Source organism: Pseudomonas sp. FG6 (genome assembly GCF_057809015.1).
The window spans coordinates 224,718-238,026 of record NZ_JBMDJD010000001.1 but is presented as its reverse complement, the minus strand read 5'-3'; the positions used below and the strand labels follow the sequence as shown (position 1 = coordinate 238,026).

At 63.1% G+C, this 13,309-nt stretch carries 12 protein-coding genes; 9 read left to right on the top strand and 3 right to left on the bottom strand.

Annotated features, from left to right (window positions below):
* Window positions 1-59: 59 nt before the first annotated feature.
* The 3 genes from ACODSJ_RS01040 (at window position 60) to ACODSJ_RS01030 (ending at window position 2,853) form a co-directional block, all read left to right on the top strand.
* The gene (locus ACODSJ_RS01040) at window positions 60-1,064 is read left to right on the top strand and encodes an asparaginase (protein WP_489099956.1); all 1,005 of its coding nucleotides are present in this window, start codon (window positions 60-62) and stop codon (window positions 1,062-1,064) included.
* Between the two features lie 205 nt (window positions 1,065-1,269).
* Window positions 1,270-2,262 (top strand): AraC family transcriptional regulator, encoded by a 993-nt coding sequence (locus ACODSJ_RS01035; protein ID WP_489099955.1) that lies wholly within the window; start codon window positions 1,270-1,272, stop codon window positions 2,260-2,262.
* A gap of 132 nt (window positions 2,263-2,394) precedes the next feature.
* Window positions 2,395-2,853, top strand: a complete 459-nt coding sequence (locus tag ACODSJ_RS01030) for an REP-associated tyrosine transposase (RefSeq protein ID WP_489099954.1) — start codon at window positions 2,395-2,397, stop codon at window positions 2,851-2,853.
* Window positions 2,854-2,966: 113 nt separating this feature from the next.
* Here the strand turns inward: ACODSJ_RS01030 and ACODSJ_RS01025 are convergent, their stop codons facing one another.
* Together ACODSJ_RS01025 and ACODSJ_RS01020 are read right to left on the bottom strand one after the other, a co-directional pair.
* A complete protein-coding gene (locus ACODSJ_RS01025; protein WP_489099953.1) occupies window positions 2,967-3,617 on the bottom strand; it encodes an HAD family hydrolase in 651 nt (216 codons plus the stop codon).
* 87 nt (window positions 3,618-3,704) lie between these two features.
* Window positions 3,705-4,250: a gamma carbonic anhydrase family protein gene (locus ACODSJ_RS01020; protein WP_489099952.1), complete on the bottom strand. Its 546-nt coding sequence runs from the start codon at window positions 4,248-4,250 to the stop codon at window positions 3,705-3,707.
* A gap of 89 nt (window positions 4,251-4,339) precedes the next feature.
* Here ACODSJ_RS01020 and prlC point away from each other — a divergent pair, with 89 nt between their 5' ends.
* The 3 genes from prlC to ACODSJ_RS01005 all read left to right on the top strand — a co-directional run bounded on the left by prlC (window position 4,340) and on the right by ACODSJ_RS01005 (window position 8,773).
* Window positions 4,340-6,391: an oligopeptidase A gene (gene prlC / locus ACODSJ_RS01015; RefSeq protein WP_489099951.1), complete on the top strand. Its 2,052-nt coding sequence runs from the start codon at window positions 4,340-4,342 to the stop codon at window positions 6,389-6,391.
* Window positions 6,388-6,666 carry a YheV family putative zinc ribbon protein gene (locus ACODSJ_RS01010; RefSeq protein WP_024778466.1) on the top strand — a complete coding sequence of 93 codons (279 nt, stop codon included), beginning with the start codon at window positions 6,388-6,390 and terminating at the stop codon, window positions 6,664-6,666. The genes prlC and ACODSJ_RS01010 overlap by 4 nt, the downstream gene beginning before the upstream one ends.
* Before the next feature lie 115 nt (window positions 6,667-6,781).
* On the top strand, window positions 6,782-8,773 hold the full coding sequence (locus ACODSJ_RS01005) for a M3 family metallopeptidase (RefSeq protein ID WP_489099950.1): 1,992 nt from the start codon (window positions 6,782-6,784) through the stop codon (window positions 8,771-8,773).
* On the opposite strand, the gene ACODSJ_RS01000 is transcribed toward ACODSJ_RS01005, so the two are convergent.
* The gene (locus ACODSJ_RS01000; RefSeq protein WP_489099949.1) at window positions 8,774-9,454 is read right to left on the bottom strand and encodes a phosphatase domain-containing protein; all 681 of its coding nucleotides are present in this window, start codon (window positions 9,452-9,454) and stop codon (window positions 8,774-8,776) included. It lies immediately after the preceding gene.
* A 193-nt stretch (window positions 9,455-9,647) separates the two neighbouring features.
* Here ACODSJ_RS01000 and ACODSJ_RS00995 point away from each other — a divergent pair, with 193 nt between their 5' ends.
* The 3 genes from ACODSJ_RS00995 (at window position 9,648) to ACODSJ_RS00985 (ending at window position 13,257) form a co-directional block, all read left to right on the top strand.
* The gene (locus ACODSJ_RS00995; RefSeq protein WP_489099948.1) at window positions 9,648-10,706 is read left to right on the top strand and encodes a PA0069 family radical SAM protein; all 1,059 of its coding nucleotides are present in this window, start codon (window positions 9,648-9,650) and stop codon (window positions 10,704-10,706) included.
* Between the two features lie 198 nt (window positions 10,707-10,904).
* A complete protein-coding gene (locus ACODSJ_RS00990) occupies window positions 10,905-11,636 on the top strand; it encodes a carbonic anhydrase (protein ID WP_489099947.1) in 732 nt (243 codons plus the stop codon).
* A gap of 91 nt (window positions 11,637-11,727) precedes the next feature.
* Complete coding sequence (locus ACODSJ_RS00985) at window positions 11,728-13,257, top strand: SulP family inorganic anion transporter (protein WP_489099946.1); 1,530 nt, start codon at window positions 11,728-11,730, stop codon at window positions 13,255-13,257.
* The last annotated feature ends 52 nt before the right edge of the window (window positions 13,258-13,309 follow it).

Here is a 13,309-nt window from a genome sequence, read left to right as displayed (position 1 = left end):
ACACCTTGCGCACGCAGGCATGCTGCGACGCAAGGTGCATTCGTCCAGGAGACCCATCAATGAATTCCGCCTCTTACCCTGCCGCGCAGCACGTCATGGTGCTCTACACCGGCGGCACCATCGGCATGCAGGCCAGCGCCCACGGCCTGGCCCCAGCTTCCGGTTTCGAAGCGCGGATGCGTGACTACCTGCACAGCCAGCCGGAACTCGTCGTCCCGCAATGGCGCTTCAGGGAAATGTCGCCGCTGATCGACAGCGCCAACATGACCCCGGCCTACTGGCAGCAACTGCGCGAAGCGGTGGTCGACGCAGTGGACGTGCAAGGCTGTGACAGCGTGCTGATCCTGCATGGCACCGACACCCTGGCCTACAGCGCCGCGGCGATGAGCTTCCAGCTGCTGGGCCTGCATGCACGAGTCTGCTTCACCGGCTCGATGCTCCCTGCCGGCGTGACCGACAGCGATGCCTGGGAAAACCTCAGCGGCGCGCTGGTCGCCCTCGGCCAGGGCCTGGCGCCGGGCGTGCACCTGTACTTCCACGGCGAGCTGCTGGCGCCGACCCGTTGCGCGAAAGTGCGCAGCTTCGGTCGTCATCCGTTCAAGCGCCTGGAGCGCCAGGGCGGCGGCAGCAAAGCCTCGGCCTTGCCGCCCCAGCTGAACTACGACCAGCCCAAGCAACTGGCGAACATCGCGGCGCTGCCGCTGTTTCCCGGCATCAGCGCCGAAATCCTCGATGGCCTGCTCGGCAGCGGCATCCAGGGCCTGGTGCTGGAATGCTACGGCAGCGGCACCGGCCCGAGCGACAACCCGGCCTTCCTCGCCAGCCTTGAGCGCGCTCGGGACCGTGGCGTGGTGGTCGTGGCGGTCACCCAATGCCATGAAGGCGGCGTGGAGCTGGACGTGTACGAAGCGGGCAGCCGCTTGCGTGGCGTTGGCGTGCTGTCCGGCGGCGGCATGACCCGTGAGGCCGCATTCGGCAAGCTGCAGGCGTTGATCGGCGCAGGGTTGCCAGAGGAAGAGGTTCGGCGGCTGGTAGAGCTGGACTTGTGCGGCGAGCTGAGCTGATACACCCCCGCTGACAGGGCGGGTGCTGTGGGATTGGGTACTGTGGGAGCAAAGCTTGCTCGCGATGCAGACACCCAGGGACTCCAGGTGAAACGCGTTATCGTTCATCGCAGACAAGCCTTGCTCCCACAGCCTCAGTTGCCTTGGCATCTCCTTGCGGCATACAACTTGCTCCATTTCCAGCCTCCCCTGGCTGGAAACACCCATGCTGCACTCCCACCTCACCACCCTCAACGCCGTCTCACTGGTACTGAGCACCTTCAAGAATGAAGGGCTGCCCAGCGATGCGTTACTGGCCGGCAGCGGCATCAGCACGGCGGACCTGAGCCGGGCCGATACGCGCATCACCACCAACCAAGAGATGCAAGTCTGCGCCAACGCCGTCGCCCTCAAGCGCGACATCGGCCTGGAGCTTGGCTTGCGTATGCACGTGTCGTCCTATGGCATGCTCGGTTATGCGCTGCTCACCAGTGCCACCTTAGGTGACGCTTTGCGCCTGGCGCTGCGTTATCCGGCGTTATTGGGAACACTCTTCGAACTGAACCTGGACGACGACGGCAACGCCATCTGGTTCAGCGCCAGCGATTATCGGGAGAACCCGGCCCTGGCGGTGTTCAACGCCGAATTCTGCATGGTTTCACTGAAGATCATCTGCAACGACCTGCTGGGCCATGCACTGCCCCTGCGCGCAGCGCGCTTCGAACACCCGGCGCCCGATTACCAGGAACGCTACACAGCGCTGTTCGATTGCCCGGTGCGCTTTAACAGCACCGATAACGCGTTCGCCTTCGACCGACACTGGCTCGAACAACCCTTGCCCCTGGCCGACCCCATCACCCATCACGCCATGGCCGAACGCTGCCGCCGGCAGAACACCGAATTCACCGGGCGCCAGGCCTGGCTGGGACGCATCCGCCAACTGCTCGACGCCCAACTGGACGCCGCCCCCGGGCTGGAAGGCCTGGCCGAACACATGAACTGCTCGGCGCGCACCCTGCGTCGCCACCTCAAGGACTTGGGCGTCAGCTACCAGGAACTGCTGGACGAACTGCGCTTCGAACGGGCCAAGCAGATGCTCTGCGAGGACCAACTGCCGATCTACCGAATCGCCGAACGGCTGGGCTTCAGCGAAACCGCCAGCTTCCGCCATGCCTTCGTACGCTGGAGCGGCGTGGCGCCGAGTCAGTTCAGGCCTTGAACCCTTCCCCTGTGGGAGCAAGGCTTGCCCGCGATGGCGTCAGCCCAGACACATCCTGCTCCAACATTCCAAGTCGGATCTACTTCTGCTGTCCTAGCCTTGAACCAAAGGACAGATTAAGGATGATCACTTGTGACAACACGGCCTCATTCCCAACGGTTGCGATCCGGACGTTATTCGCAATCTGGACAAATCTATTTACTGACAGTGAATACACTCGGTCGTCAGCCGCTTTTTGGCCGCTTCGAGACAGGACGCTTGGTGGTTGACGCCTTCCGAAGGGCTCAGGAAGAACAATTTGCCCGTTCGTTGGCCTGGGTAGTGATGCCGGACCATTTTCACTGGCTGATCGAACTGCAGGGTATAGAACTCCCCAAACTGATCGCGCGAACGAAGTCTCGGACCACGGTTGCCTTCAATCGATTGATGCAACGGGAAGGATCGCTTTGGCAGGAGGGATTTCATGACCGAGCCATTCGCAAGGAGGACGATTTGCAAGCAGTCGCGCGATACATCGTGGCAAATCCGTTGCGAGCGGGTCTGGTTAGAAAAGTGGGCGATTATCCATTATGGGATGCGGTATGGGTCTGACTCGATTAAAGCTGTGTGCATAAGGGCCTCATCGCGGGCAAGCCTTGCTCCCACAGGTATTTCAGGCGCTGCTTGTTCTGTGGGAGCAAGGCTTGCCCGCGATGGCGATAGAACTAATGCCGCAAAAACGCCCGGTGCAACTCATCCACCGTCTGGAAATGATAAGCCGGACTCTCTGCACTCAGCTCTTCAGGGCTGCCAAATCCATACCCCACCGCAGCAGCGTCCAGGCCGTTGCTGCGGGCGCCGATCAGGTCGTGTTTGCGGTCGCCGATCATCAGGGTGCTGGCCGGGTCGAGGGCTTCTTGCGCCACGAGGTGGGCGATCAGCTCGACTTTATCGGTGCGGGTGCCGTCCAGTTCGCTGCCGTAGATCACCTTGAAGTGACGGGCGAAGTCGAAATGGCGGGCGATCTCCCGGGCGAACACCCAGGGCTTGGAGGTGGCGATGTACAGCTGGCGCCCTTGGCCGCCCAGGGTCTCCAGCAGCGGCATGACGCCGTCGAAGACGCGGTTTTCGTACAGGCCGGTGACCTTGAACCGCTCGCGATAGAAATTCACCGCCTCCCAGGCCTTCGCTTCGTCGAAGTCATAGAACTGCATGAAGGCCTGCAACAGCGGCGGGCCGATGAAGTGTTCGAGGCGGGTCAGGTCGGGCTCGTCGATGCCCAGTTTGCTCAAGGCGAACTGGATCGAGCGGGTGATGCCCTCGCGGGGGTCGGTGAGGGTGCCGTCGAGGTCGAAGAGAACTGTTTGGTAGTGCATGGCTGGTCCTGGGGAGTATCACTAAGTTGTGAGTGCTTCGCACTCAAGCGGGAGCAAGCTCCCTCGCCACGGTAGTAACAGGGTGATTCAGGCCTGGTCGTAGCCTTCCGCCAGGTGCAGGTCCTTGAGCTTCACGTAGTTTGCCGCGCTGTAGGTGAAAAAGGCGCGTTCCTTGTCCGTCAGCGGCCGGGCCTGTTTGACCGGGCTGCCCACGTACAGAAAGCCGCTCTCCAGGCGCTTGCCCGGAGGGACGAGGCTGCCGGCGCCGATGATGACGTCGTCCTCGACCACCGCGCCGTCCATGACGATGCTGCCCATGCCGATCAGCACCCGGCTGCCCACGGCGCAACCATGGAGCATGACCTTGTGGGCGACGGTCACGTCGTCGCCGATCAGCAACGGGAAGCCCTCCGGATTGAAAGGGCCGGCGTGGGTAATGTGCAGCACGCAACCGTCCTGGATGCTGGTACGGGCGCCGATACGGATGCGGTGCATGTCGCCGCGAATGACCGTCAGCGGCCAGACAGAGCTGTCTTCGCCGATTTCGACGTCGCCGATCACCACCGCGGTGCTGTCGACAAATGCCCCACGGGCAAGCCGCGGGCTGTGGTTCTGGTACGTGCGAAGGGTCACGATAGGCTCTCTCTTATCCGGTGATAGCTGCGGTGAACGTCGATTGTAATTAAGATGGGCCGGTGTTTCTTCCAGCCAAGGTGCCAACCGTGAGCGTGAACAACCCTCTTTTGCAACCCTATGACCTGCCGCCATTCTCGGCGATCCGTGCCGAGCATGTGCAACCGGCCATCGAGCAGATCCTGGCTGACAACCGTGCCGCCATCGCCCAGATCCTCAAGAACCAAGGCCAGCAGCCAACCTGGGCCGGCCTGGTCCTGGCGATGGACGAACTCAACGACCACCTGGGCGCCGCCTGGAGCCCGGTGAGCCATCTCAATGCCGTGCGCAACAGCCCGGAACTGCGCGAGGCCTACGAGGCCTGCCTGCCGGCGCTCAGCGCCTATTCCACCGAACTGGGCCAGAACCGCGAGCTGTTCCAGGCCTACGAGGCGCTGGCCAACAGCCCCGAAGCCGCCGGTTTCGACGTGGCGCAAAAAACCATCCTGGAACACGCGCTGCGGGACTTCCGCCTGTCGGGCATCGACCTGCCGCCCGAGCAACAGCAGCGCTACGCCGAGGTGCAGAGCAAACTGTCCGAGCTAGGCAGCCGTTTCTCCAACCAACTGCTGGACGCGACCCAGGCCTGGACCAAGCACATCACCGACGAGGCCGCTCTTGCCGGCCTGACCGACTCGGCCAAGGCGCAAATGGCCGCCGCAGCCCAGGCCAAGGAACTGGACGGCTGGCTGATCAACCTGGAATTCCCCAGCTACTACGCCGTAATGACCTACGCTGAAGACCGCGCCCTGCGCGAAGAAGTCTACGCGGCCTACTGCACCCGCGCCTCGGACCAGGGCCCGAACGCCGGCCAGAACGACAACGGCCCGGTGATGGAGCAGATCCTCGACCTGCGCCAGGAACTGGCCGGCCTGCTGGGGTTCGCCAACTTCGCCGAGCTGAGCCTGGCGACCAAGATGGCCGAATCCAGCGACCAGGTGCTCAGCTTCCTGCGCGACCTGGCCAAGCGCAGCAAGCCGTTCGCCGCCCAGGACCTGGAGCAGTTGAAAGCGTTTGCCGCCGAACAGGGCTGCCCTGACCTGCAAAGCTGGGACAGCGGTTTCTATGGCGAAAAACTGCGCCAGCAGCGTTACAGCGTCGCCCAGGAAGCCCTGCGCGCGTACTTCCCGATCGACAAGGTGCTGGGCGGCCTATTCGCCATCGTGCAACGCCTCTACGGCATCGAGATCGCCGAACTGAAAGGCTTCGACAGCTGGCACCCGGACGTGCGCCTGTTCGAGATCAAGGAGAACGGCCAACACGTCGGCCGCTTCTTCTTCGACCTTTACGCGCGCGCCAACAAGCGTGGCGGCGCCTGGATGGACGGCGCCCGTGACCGGCGTCGTACCCAAGGCGGCGTGCTGCAAAGCCCGGTCGCCAACCTGGTGTGCAACTTCACCCCGGCCGACAGCGGCAAGCCAGCGCTGCTGACCCACGATGAAGTCACCACCCTGTTCCACGAATTCGGCCATGGCCTGCACCACCTGCTGACCCGCGTCGAACATGCCGGTGTGTCCGGCATCAATGGCGTGGCCTGGGATGCCGTGGAACTGCCGAGCCAGTTCATGGAGAACTGGTGCTGGGAGCCCGAAGGCCTCGCGCTGATTTCCGGTCACTACGAAACCGGCGAGCCGCTGCCCCAGGACCTGCTGGAGAAAATGCTCGCGGCGAAGAACTTCCAATCCGGCCTGATGATGGTCCGCCAGTTGGAGTTCTCACTGTTCGACTTCGAGCTGCACGCCTCCCACGGCGACGGCCGCAGTGTGCTGCAAGTGCTCGAAAGCGTGCGCGACGAGGTGTCGGTCATGCGTCCGCCAGCCTACAACCGCTTCCCCAACAGCTTCGCGCACATTTTCGCCGGCGGCTACGCGGCCGGTTACTACAGCTACAAATGGGCGGAAGTGCTGTCGGCCGATGCGTTCTCCAAGTTCGAAGAGGACGGCGTGCTCAACGCCGACACCGGTCGCGCCTTCCGCGAAGCCATCCTGGCCCGTGGCGGCTCGCAGGAGCCGATGGTGCTGTTCGTCGACTTCCGTGGCCGCGAGCCTTCGATTGACGCACTCTTGCGCCACAGCGGCCTTTCCGAGGGCGCAGCAGCATGAGTGAGGGGCCTGTGATTACCAAGAAACGCTTTATCGCTGGGGCAGTCTGCCCGGCGTGCAGTGAGCCCGACAAGTTGATGATGTGGAACGAAGACGGCGTGCCGCACCGCGAATGCGTGGCCTGCGGTTACTCCGACACGCTCAACGAGCAAGGCCTGTCGGTGCCCAAGGAATTGGGCACCCGGGTCAACACCTCGGCACTCAAGGTGCCCGACGCCAAGGTTCAGGCGGTGCAGTTTTTCCCCAACCCCAAGTTGAAGAAAAAAACCGACTGAATGATCCGGTATCACCTTCCGGGCCCCACGGCCCGGAAGCGATACATATATATCGCCCCGCCGCCCAGCTTCCTGCCCAGACTGTCGATCCCGTTCAGTCCAAGGAAGGCTGCTGATGCCCAACGATGACAATCCTCTGTTGCAGGCCCACGACCTGCCCCCTTTCGCCCGGATCCAAGCCCAGCATTTCTCACCGGCCCTCGACCAGATCATTGCCGAGAGTCGCGCGCAGGTGGCCGAGATCATCAAGACCCAGACACCGTTTCCCACGTGGGACGACCTCGTATTGGCGATGGATGAGATCCACGCCCGCCTGAAAGGCTTCGGCTATGTGCTGGAACGGCTGACCTTGACCCGCACCGGCGCCGACTGGACACAGGCGTCCCTCGATTGCAGCGAGCGCCTGCACGACTACCAACGGTCGCTGAAACAACATCACGAACTGTTCCAATGCTTCCAGCAATTGGCGAACAGCCAGATCGCCCGGCATTTCACACCGGCAAGAAAACGCACGCTGGAAAAAATCCTCCGGCAGTTTCGCCAGAACGGATTGGCCCACAGCGCCCAGGCCGACCTGCAAAGCGTGACCCTGCGCATCCAGGGCGCCGGGACCTTGTTCCAGGAACACTTGCACGAAGCCAATAAAGCCTGGCACCAAGGGTTCGACGACGAGGCACCCTTGAGCGGCCTGCCGGCGCCTTTCAAGCAACGCCTGGCTGAGCAGGCGCGCGAGGTCGGGCGCAAGGGCTGGCGGTTGACCCTCAACGAGGAGTCGTTTCGCATCGTCAGCCGTTACGCCGACAATCGCCTGCTGCGCAAACGCCTGTACATCGCCTTTAGCACCCGCGCATCCGACCAAGGGCCACAGGCCGGCGTGTTCGACAACGGTGAAGTCCTCGCGCAGTTGCTCAGGGACCGTCATCGGCACGCCACCTTGCTGGGTTATTCGGATTACGCGCACATGGCACTCGGGCCCGAACAAGCCGAGTCGCCCGAACAGGTGCTGTCGTTCCTGCGCGAGCAACTCGACCAGCAACGCAGCGTCTTCGTCCGGGACACCGCACAGCTGAAGGCATTTGCCAAGACGCAAGGCTTCAGCGACCTCCAGCCTTGGGACTATCAGTACCTGGCGGAAAAGCTTCGTCGGCAAACGACCGGTGTTTCCGAGCAAGTGGCCAGCGCCTGGTTCGAGCTGGAGTCGACTTTTGCGCAGCTGTTACTGATCGCCAGGGACCTGTTCGGCGTGAGCATCGTGGAACGTCCGAATGCGGCGACCTGGCACCCGGACGTGCGCCTGTTTGAAGTCCGCGAAGGGGACGAACCCCTCGGCTACCTGTATTTCGACCCGCTGGAGAACCCCGGCCAGGACGGTTTCCCCAACACCACCACCCTGCGCAACCGTCGCATCACCGCCGAAGGCCGGCCCCGCTATCCGGTCGCCGTGTTGCATGGCTGGTTGCCACGCAGCTCAGGGGCCGACCCGGTGTTGCTGGATCATCGGCAACTGCGGATCCTCTTCCATGAATTCGGCCATTGCCTGCACCACCTGCTGACTCGCGCCGAATACCGCGACATCTCGGGGATCTCCGAGTTGTCCCGGGACACAGCCGAATTCGCCGGGGTTCTGTTCGAGCAATGGTGTTCTTCCAAGCCATGCCTGATTCGGGTATCGAAACATCACCGCACCGGGGAGCCCTTGCCGGACGACATCGCCGAACAGTTGCTGGTTTACCTCGATACCCAGACCAGTTGGGACACCGCCGCGTTCCTGCGTGATGCGCTGTTCGACATGGAGTTGCACCGCAGCCAGGGCGATGGCCGCTGCGCCCAACAGATCTTCGATCAGGTCAGCGCAGAGGTCGGGCACCTGCCGGTGTGGCCCGGCGAACGCTGGCCCAATGGCCTGGACTACCTGGTGACCGGCTATGGCGCCGGGATCTACGCCTACGCCTGGTCCAGGGAACTGGCGAAAAGCGTGTTCCAGCGATTCAAGCGCGACGGGCTGTTCAATCGGGAAACCGGCCAGGCGCTGCGCGAGACGCTGTTCGGGCCAGGCGATTCGCGGCCGCTGGCCGACTCCATCCAGGCGTTCCTGGACAAACGCTGATCACGGCTTGGGCAGGGCCGCCTGTGGATCGAGGTGCGAAGGGGCCGTGGTCGAGTTGACCCAGCTTTCCAGGGAACACAGCGCAAACACGCTGGTGCTGCAATCGCCGTTCGCCAATGCGGTGCGCAGCTTGTCGACATCGGCCTGCATCATGTAGCGAACGCCGTCCTTGAAGTGATGGCTTTCACCGAAACCGCCTTCGGTCATTTCGTTCAGTGCGTCTTCCTTGCTCCAACCCTGGACCACCACCCGGTACATGGCGGCCACCAGCCCGGTGCGGTCCGAGCCGTGCTTGCAGTGCATCAGCACCGGCCCCTTGGCTTCAGCCGCCTGGACGGCGCGCAGGGCCCGAAGGATGTCGCTGTCGTCGACGTGATTGGTGCGGTAGGGCAATTGCACTTGTTCGATACCGGGGCTGGACAGCCAGCGCTTGTCCGACTCCGGCAGGAAGGTGATGACCGTGCCGATCTTGAGTTTCGCCAAGAGCGGCAACGCTCCGCTGTCCGGCAGGGAGCTGCGGTAGAGCGTGGGCGACATCTGGTAGAAGTTGTAGCTTTTGTCCACCGGTTGGGCCCAATCGGCGGGCCTTGCCTCAACCTCATCAGCGGCCTGGACCGGGGATTGGACAACCCCGAGGTACAACACCAGGCACATCAAGGAGCGGGAGCAGAGCTTAAGCATGCGGGGGCGACCGAAACGAAAGGTTCAAGGCGCCCATTATCTGCCAGGCCTCGTTAAAAACCTGTAGGGAGGACGTCAAAGTGTCGTGAATTGTGCATCAGGCCCTTGCCCGGCCGGGCGGACTGCCCAACGGCACTGGCCGGATTCGAATCCAGCGAATACTGTATGCACATACAGTTTTCGGAGTTTCGCCATGTCCGCTTCTCTTCCTCCCCGTGGCCGGGGCACCGTCACCAACCCGCACAACCGCTTCGCGCCCCATCGCTCGGTGGCCGAAGATGACGGCTGGTACCAGGAAGTGCCGGTCACCCAAGGCACCGAAGTGCGCATCGAGAAAGCCAAGACCATCATCACCCGCAACACCTCGCCGGACATCCCCTTCGACCGCTCGATCAACCCGTACCGGGGCTGCGAACACGGCTGCATCTACTGCTTCGCACGACCCAGCCATGCCTATTGGGACCTGTCGCCGGGGCTGGATTTCGAAACGAAGCTGATCGCCAAGACCAACGCCGCCGATGTGCTGGAAGAACAACTGTCACGGCGTGGCTACCGTTGCGCGCCGATCGCGCTGGGTTCCAACACCGACCCCTATCAGCCGATCGAACGCGAACAGCGGATCACCCGGCGGATTCTCGAAGTGCTGCTGCGCTATCGGCATCCGCTGACCATCGTGACCAAGGGTTCGCTGATCCTGCGCGACCTGGACCTGCTGGCCGAGCTGGCGCAGCAACGGCTGGTCCACGTGATGATCAGCCTCACCACCCTGGACGATGAACTCAAGCGCATCCTCGAACCCCGCGCGGCGGCGCCCAAGGCCCGGTTGCGGGCGATCAAGGTGATGCGTGAAGCGGGCATTCCCGTGGGCGTGCTGTGTGCGCCGATGATCCCGATGATCAACGACAGCGAGATCGAGAGCCTGCTCACCGAGGCCCACGCTGCCGGAGCGCAGAATGCCGCCTACGTCATGCTGCGCCTGCCGTTGGAGGTGGCGCCGCTGTTCGAGGAATGGCTACAGGCACATTACCCACAGCGCGCCGCCCATGTGCTGAGCCTGGTGCGCCAGAGCCGTGGCGGCGAGCTGTACGACAGCCAGTTCGGTACGCGAATGCGCGGCGAAGGGCCTTTCGCCGACCTGCTGGCCCAGCGTTTCACCCGCGCACTCAAGCGCCTGGGGCTTGATCGACGCGAAGGCTACCGTCTCGATTGCGACGCCTTTTGTCCGCCGGGCCGACAGATGTCGTTGATTTGATTAAAGTTGACCTTGGGGTAGCGGCTGGAGATGATCCGCGCCAGTGTTTCGCCACCCCTGCAATCGTTGACCTAGAGCCTCCGATTTCAGTTTGAGTTAAGTTTCGGCCGCTACCTTGTTCAGCGAGTGACTGACGGGTCGTCGATGTCGACCTGGACGTTTTTTAACCAGCCACTGGCGTCTCAAAGAGGATGAATCATGAGTGACAAGGATAAACAGCCGTTGGCTGCGTCGGCTTCAGCCCAACCAGAGGCGGAGACCGCCGATGCAGCGCTGCAGCATATCGTTGACGGCTTTTTGCATTTCCATCATGAGATCTTTCCCCAGCAGGAAGAGCTCTTCAAGAAACTCGCCACCTCCCAGAAACCCCGGGCGATGTTCATCACCTGCGCCGACTCGCGCATCGTGCCCGAGTTGATCACCCACAGTTCCCCCGGCGACCTGTTCGTGACCCGTAACGTCGGCAACGTCGTTCCCCCCTACGGGCAAATGAACGGCGGCGTCTCCACTGCCATCGAGTACGCCGTGCTGGCCCTCGGCGTGCAACACATCATTGTCTGCGGCCATTCCGATTGCGGCGCCATGCGCGCGGTGCTCAACCCCGACACCCTGGAAAAGATGCCGACGGTCAAGGCCTGGCTGCGCCACGCCGAAGTCGCCAAGACCATGGTCCATGACAACTGCCCTTGCGGCGACGAAAAACAGACCATGCCCATCCTCACCGAAGAAAACGTGATCGCACAGTTGCAGCATTTGCGCACGCACCCCTCGGTGGCCTCTCGCATGGCCAGCGGCCAGTTGTTCATCCACGGCTGGGTGTACAACATCGAAACCAGCGAGATCAAAGCCTTTGACGCGGAGCAGAACTGCTTCCGACCGCTCGATGGCTGCCATCCGATACCGGTGGCGACGCCCAAAGCGCGCTTCTAACCGCTCCTAAACATCCTTGTGTGGTTCAGCCTTACCGCTATTTGCGCGGTAGGGCCTCGCCATGCCTGAAAAAAACTTCGGGAGAGTCGCCATGCGTGCTGCTCAATTGAAAGCTGTTCTGCCACGGGAGCTGCTGGCTTCGGTGGTTGTGTTCCTGGTGGCGCTGCCCCTGTGCATGGGCATTGCCATCGCCTCCGGCCTGCCGCCCGCCAAAGGCCTGGTTACCGGGATCATCGGTGGCCTGGTGGTAGGTTTCCTGGCCGGTTCGAAACTGCAAGTCAGCGGTCCCGCCGCCGGGTTGGCGGTGTTGGTCTTCGAACTGGTGCGCCAGCATGGCGTGACCATGCTCGGGCCGATCCTGCTGCTGGCCGGTTTCCTGCAACTGCTTGCCGGGCGCTTTCGCCTGGGTTGCTGGTTCCGCGTGACCGCGCCTGCCGTGGTGTACGGCATGCTCGCCGGTATCGGTGTGCTGATCGTGCTGTCGCAGGTCCATGTGATGCTCGACGCGGCACCCAAGCCCTCGGGGCTGGATAACCTGGCGGCGTTCCCGGCGGCGGTGGCCCAGGCCTTGCCGTCCTTCGGCTGGCAAGCCGGCCTGCTCGGCCTGTCGACGATTGCCGTGATGTGGCTGTGGGAAAAGCTTCGCCCCCACAGCCTGCGCTTCATTCCCGGCGCCCTGCTGGGCGTGGGCCTGGCCACCATCGCCAGCCTGCTGCTGGCCTTGCAGGTCAAGCGTGTGGAGGTGCCTGACAACCTGGCCGAAGCCATCGACTGGCTGCGTCCGGCGGACCTGCTGAACCTGGCCGACCCTACGCTGCTGATCGCCGCGTTCGCGGTCGCCTTCATCGCCAGCGCCGAGACCCTGCTGTCGGCCGCCGCCGTAGATCGCATGCACAGCGGCGAGCGGGCGGACTTCGACCGGGAACTGTCGGCCCAAGGCATCGGCAACATGCTCTGCGGCCTGCTCGGCGCCTTGCCGATGACGGGCGTGATCGTGCGCAGCTCGGCCAACGTCCAGGCCGGGGCGACCACACGGATGTCGACGATTTTCCATGGCCTGTGGTTGCTGCTCTTCGTGCTGTTGCTGTCCAGCGTGCTGCAAAGCATTCCGGTGGCGAGCCTGGCGGGCGTGCTGGTGTACACCGGTTTCAAACTGGTGGACATCAAGGCCTTTCGTGGCCTGGGCCGTTATGGCCGGATGCCAATGTTCACCTACGCGGCGACGGCCCTGGCGATCATCTTCACCGACCTGCTCACGGGCGTTCTGGTCGGTTTCGGCCTGACGTTGGTCAAGCTCGCCTGGAAAGCCTCGCGCCTGAAAATCAGCCTGATCGATCTGCCCGAGGAAGGTGAGATGGAACTGCGCCTGGTGGGTGCGGCGACGTTCCTGAAAGTCCCGGCGCTGACCCAGGTACTGGGCAGCATCCCCGCTGGCGCGACCGTGCACGTGCCGCTCAACAACCTGAGCTACATCGACCATTCGTGCCTGGAGTTGCTGGAGGAATGGGGCCGGGCCAACGCCAGCAAAGGCGCGAAGCTGCTGATCGAATCCCGCGGGCTCAAGCGTCGGCTGGAAGGGCGGTTGCGGACGACGGTGGGGATGGGGGCAATGGCGTCCTGACACCCTGAATCCAATGTGGGAGCGAGCCTGCTCGCGATAGCGGTGTATCAGC

Excerpts from the sequence above, each read along its gene's own strand:
- ACODSJ_RS01040 (WP_489099956.1), top strand. The coding sequence starts at position 60 with ATGAATTCCGCCTCTTACCCTGCCGCGCAGCACGTCATGGTGCTCTAC.
- ACODSJ_RS01035 (WP_489099955.1), top strand. The coding sequence starts at position 1,270 with ATGCTGCACTCCCACCTCACCACCCTCAACGCCGTCTCACTGGTACTG.
- ACODSJ_RS01025 (WP_489099953.1), bottom strand. The coding sequence starts at position 3,617 with ATGCACTACCAAACAGTTCTCTTCGACCTCGACGGCACCCTCACCGAC.
- ACODSJ_RS01010 (WP_024778466.1), top strand. The coding sequence starts at position 6,388 with ATGAGTGAGGGGCCTGTGATTACCAAGAAACGCTTTATCGCTGGGGCA.
- ACODSJ_RS01005 (WP_489099950.1), top strand. The coding sequence starts at position 6,782 with ATGCCCAACGATGACAATCCTCTGTTGCAGGCCCACGACCTGCCCCCT.
- ACODSJ_RS01000 (WP_489099949.1), bottom strand. The coding sequence starts at position 9,454 with ATGCTTAAGCTCTGCTCCCGCTCCTTGATGTGCCTGGTGTTGTACCTC.
- ACODSJ_RS00995 (WP_489099948.1), top strand. The coding sequence starts at position 9,648 with ATGTCCGCTTCTCTTCCTCCCCGTGGCCGGGGCACCGTCACCAACCCG.
- ACODSJ_RS00990 (WP_489099947.1), top strand. The coding sequence starts at position 10,905 with ATGAGTGACAAGGATAAACAGCCGTTGGCTGCGTCGGCTTCAGCCCAA.
- ACODSJ_RS00985 (WP_489099946.1), top strand. The coding sequence starts at position 11,728 with ATGCGTGCTGCTCAATTGAAAGCTGTTCTGCCACGGGAGCTGCTGGCT.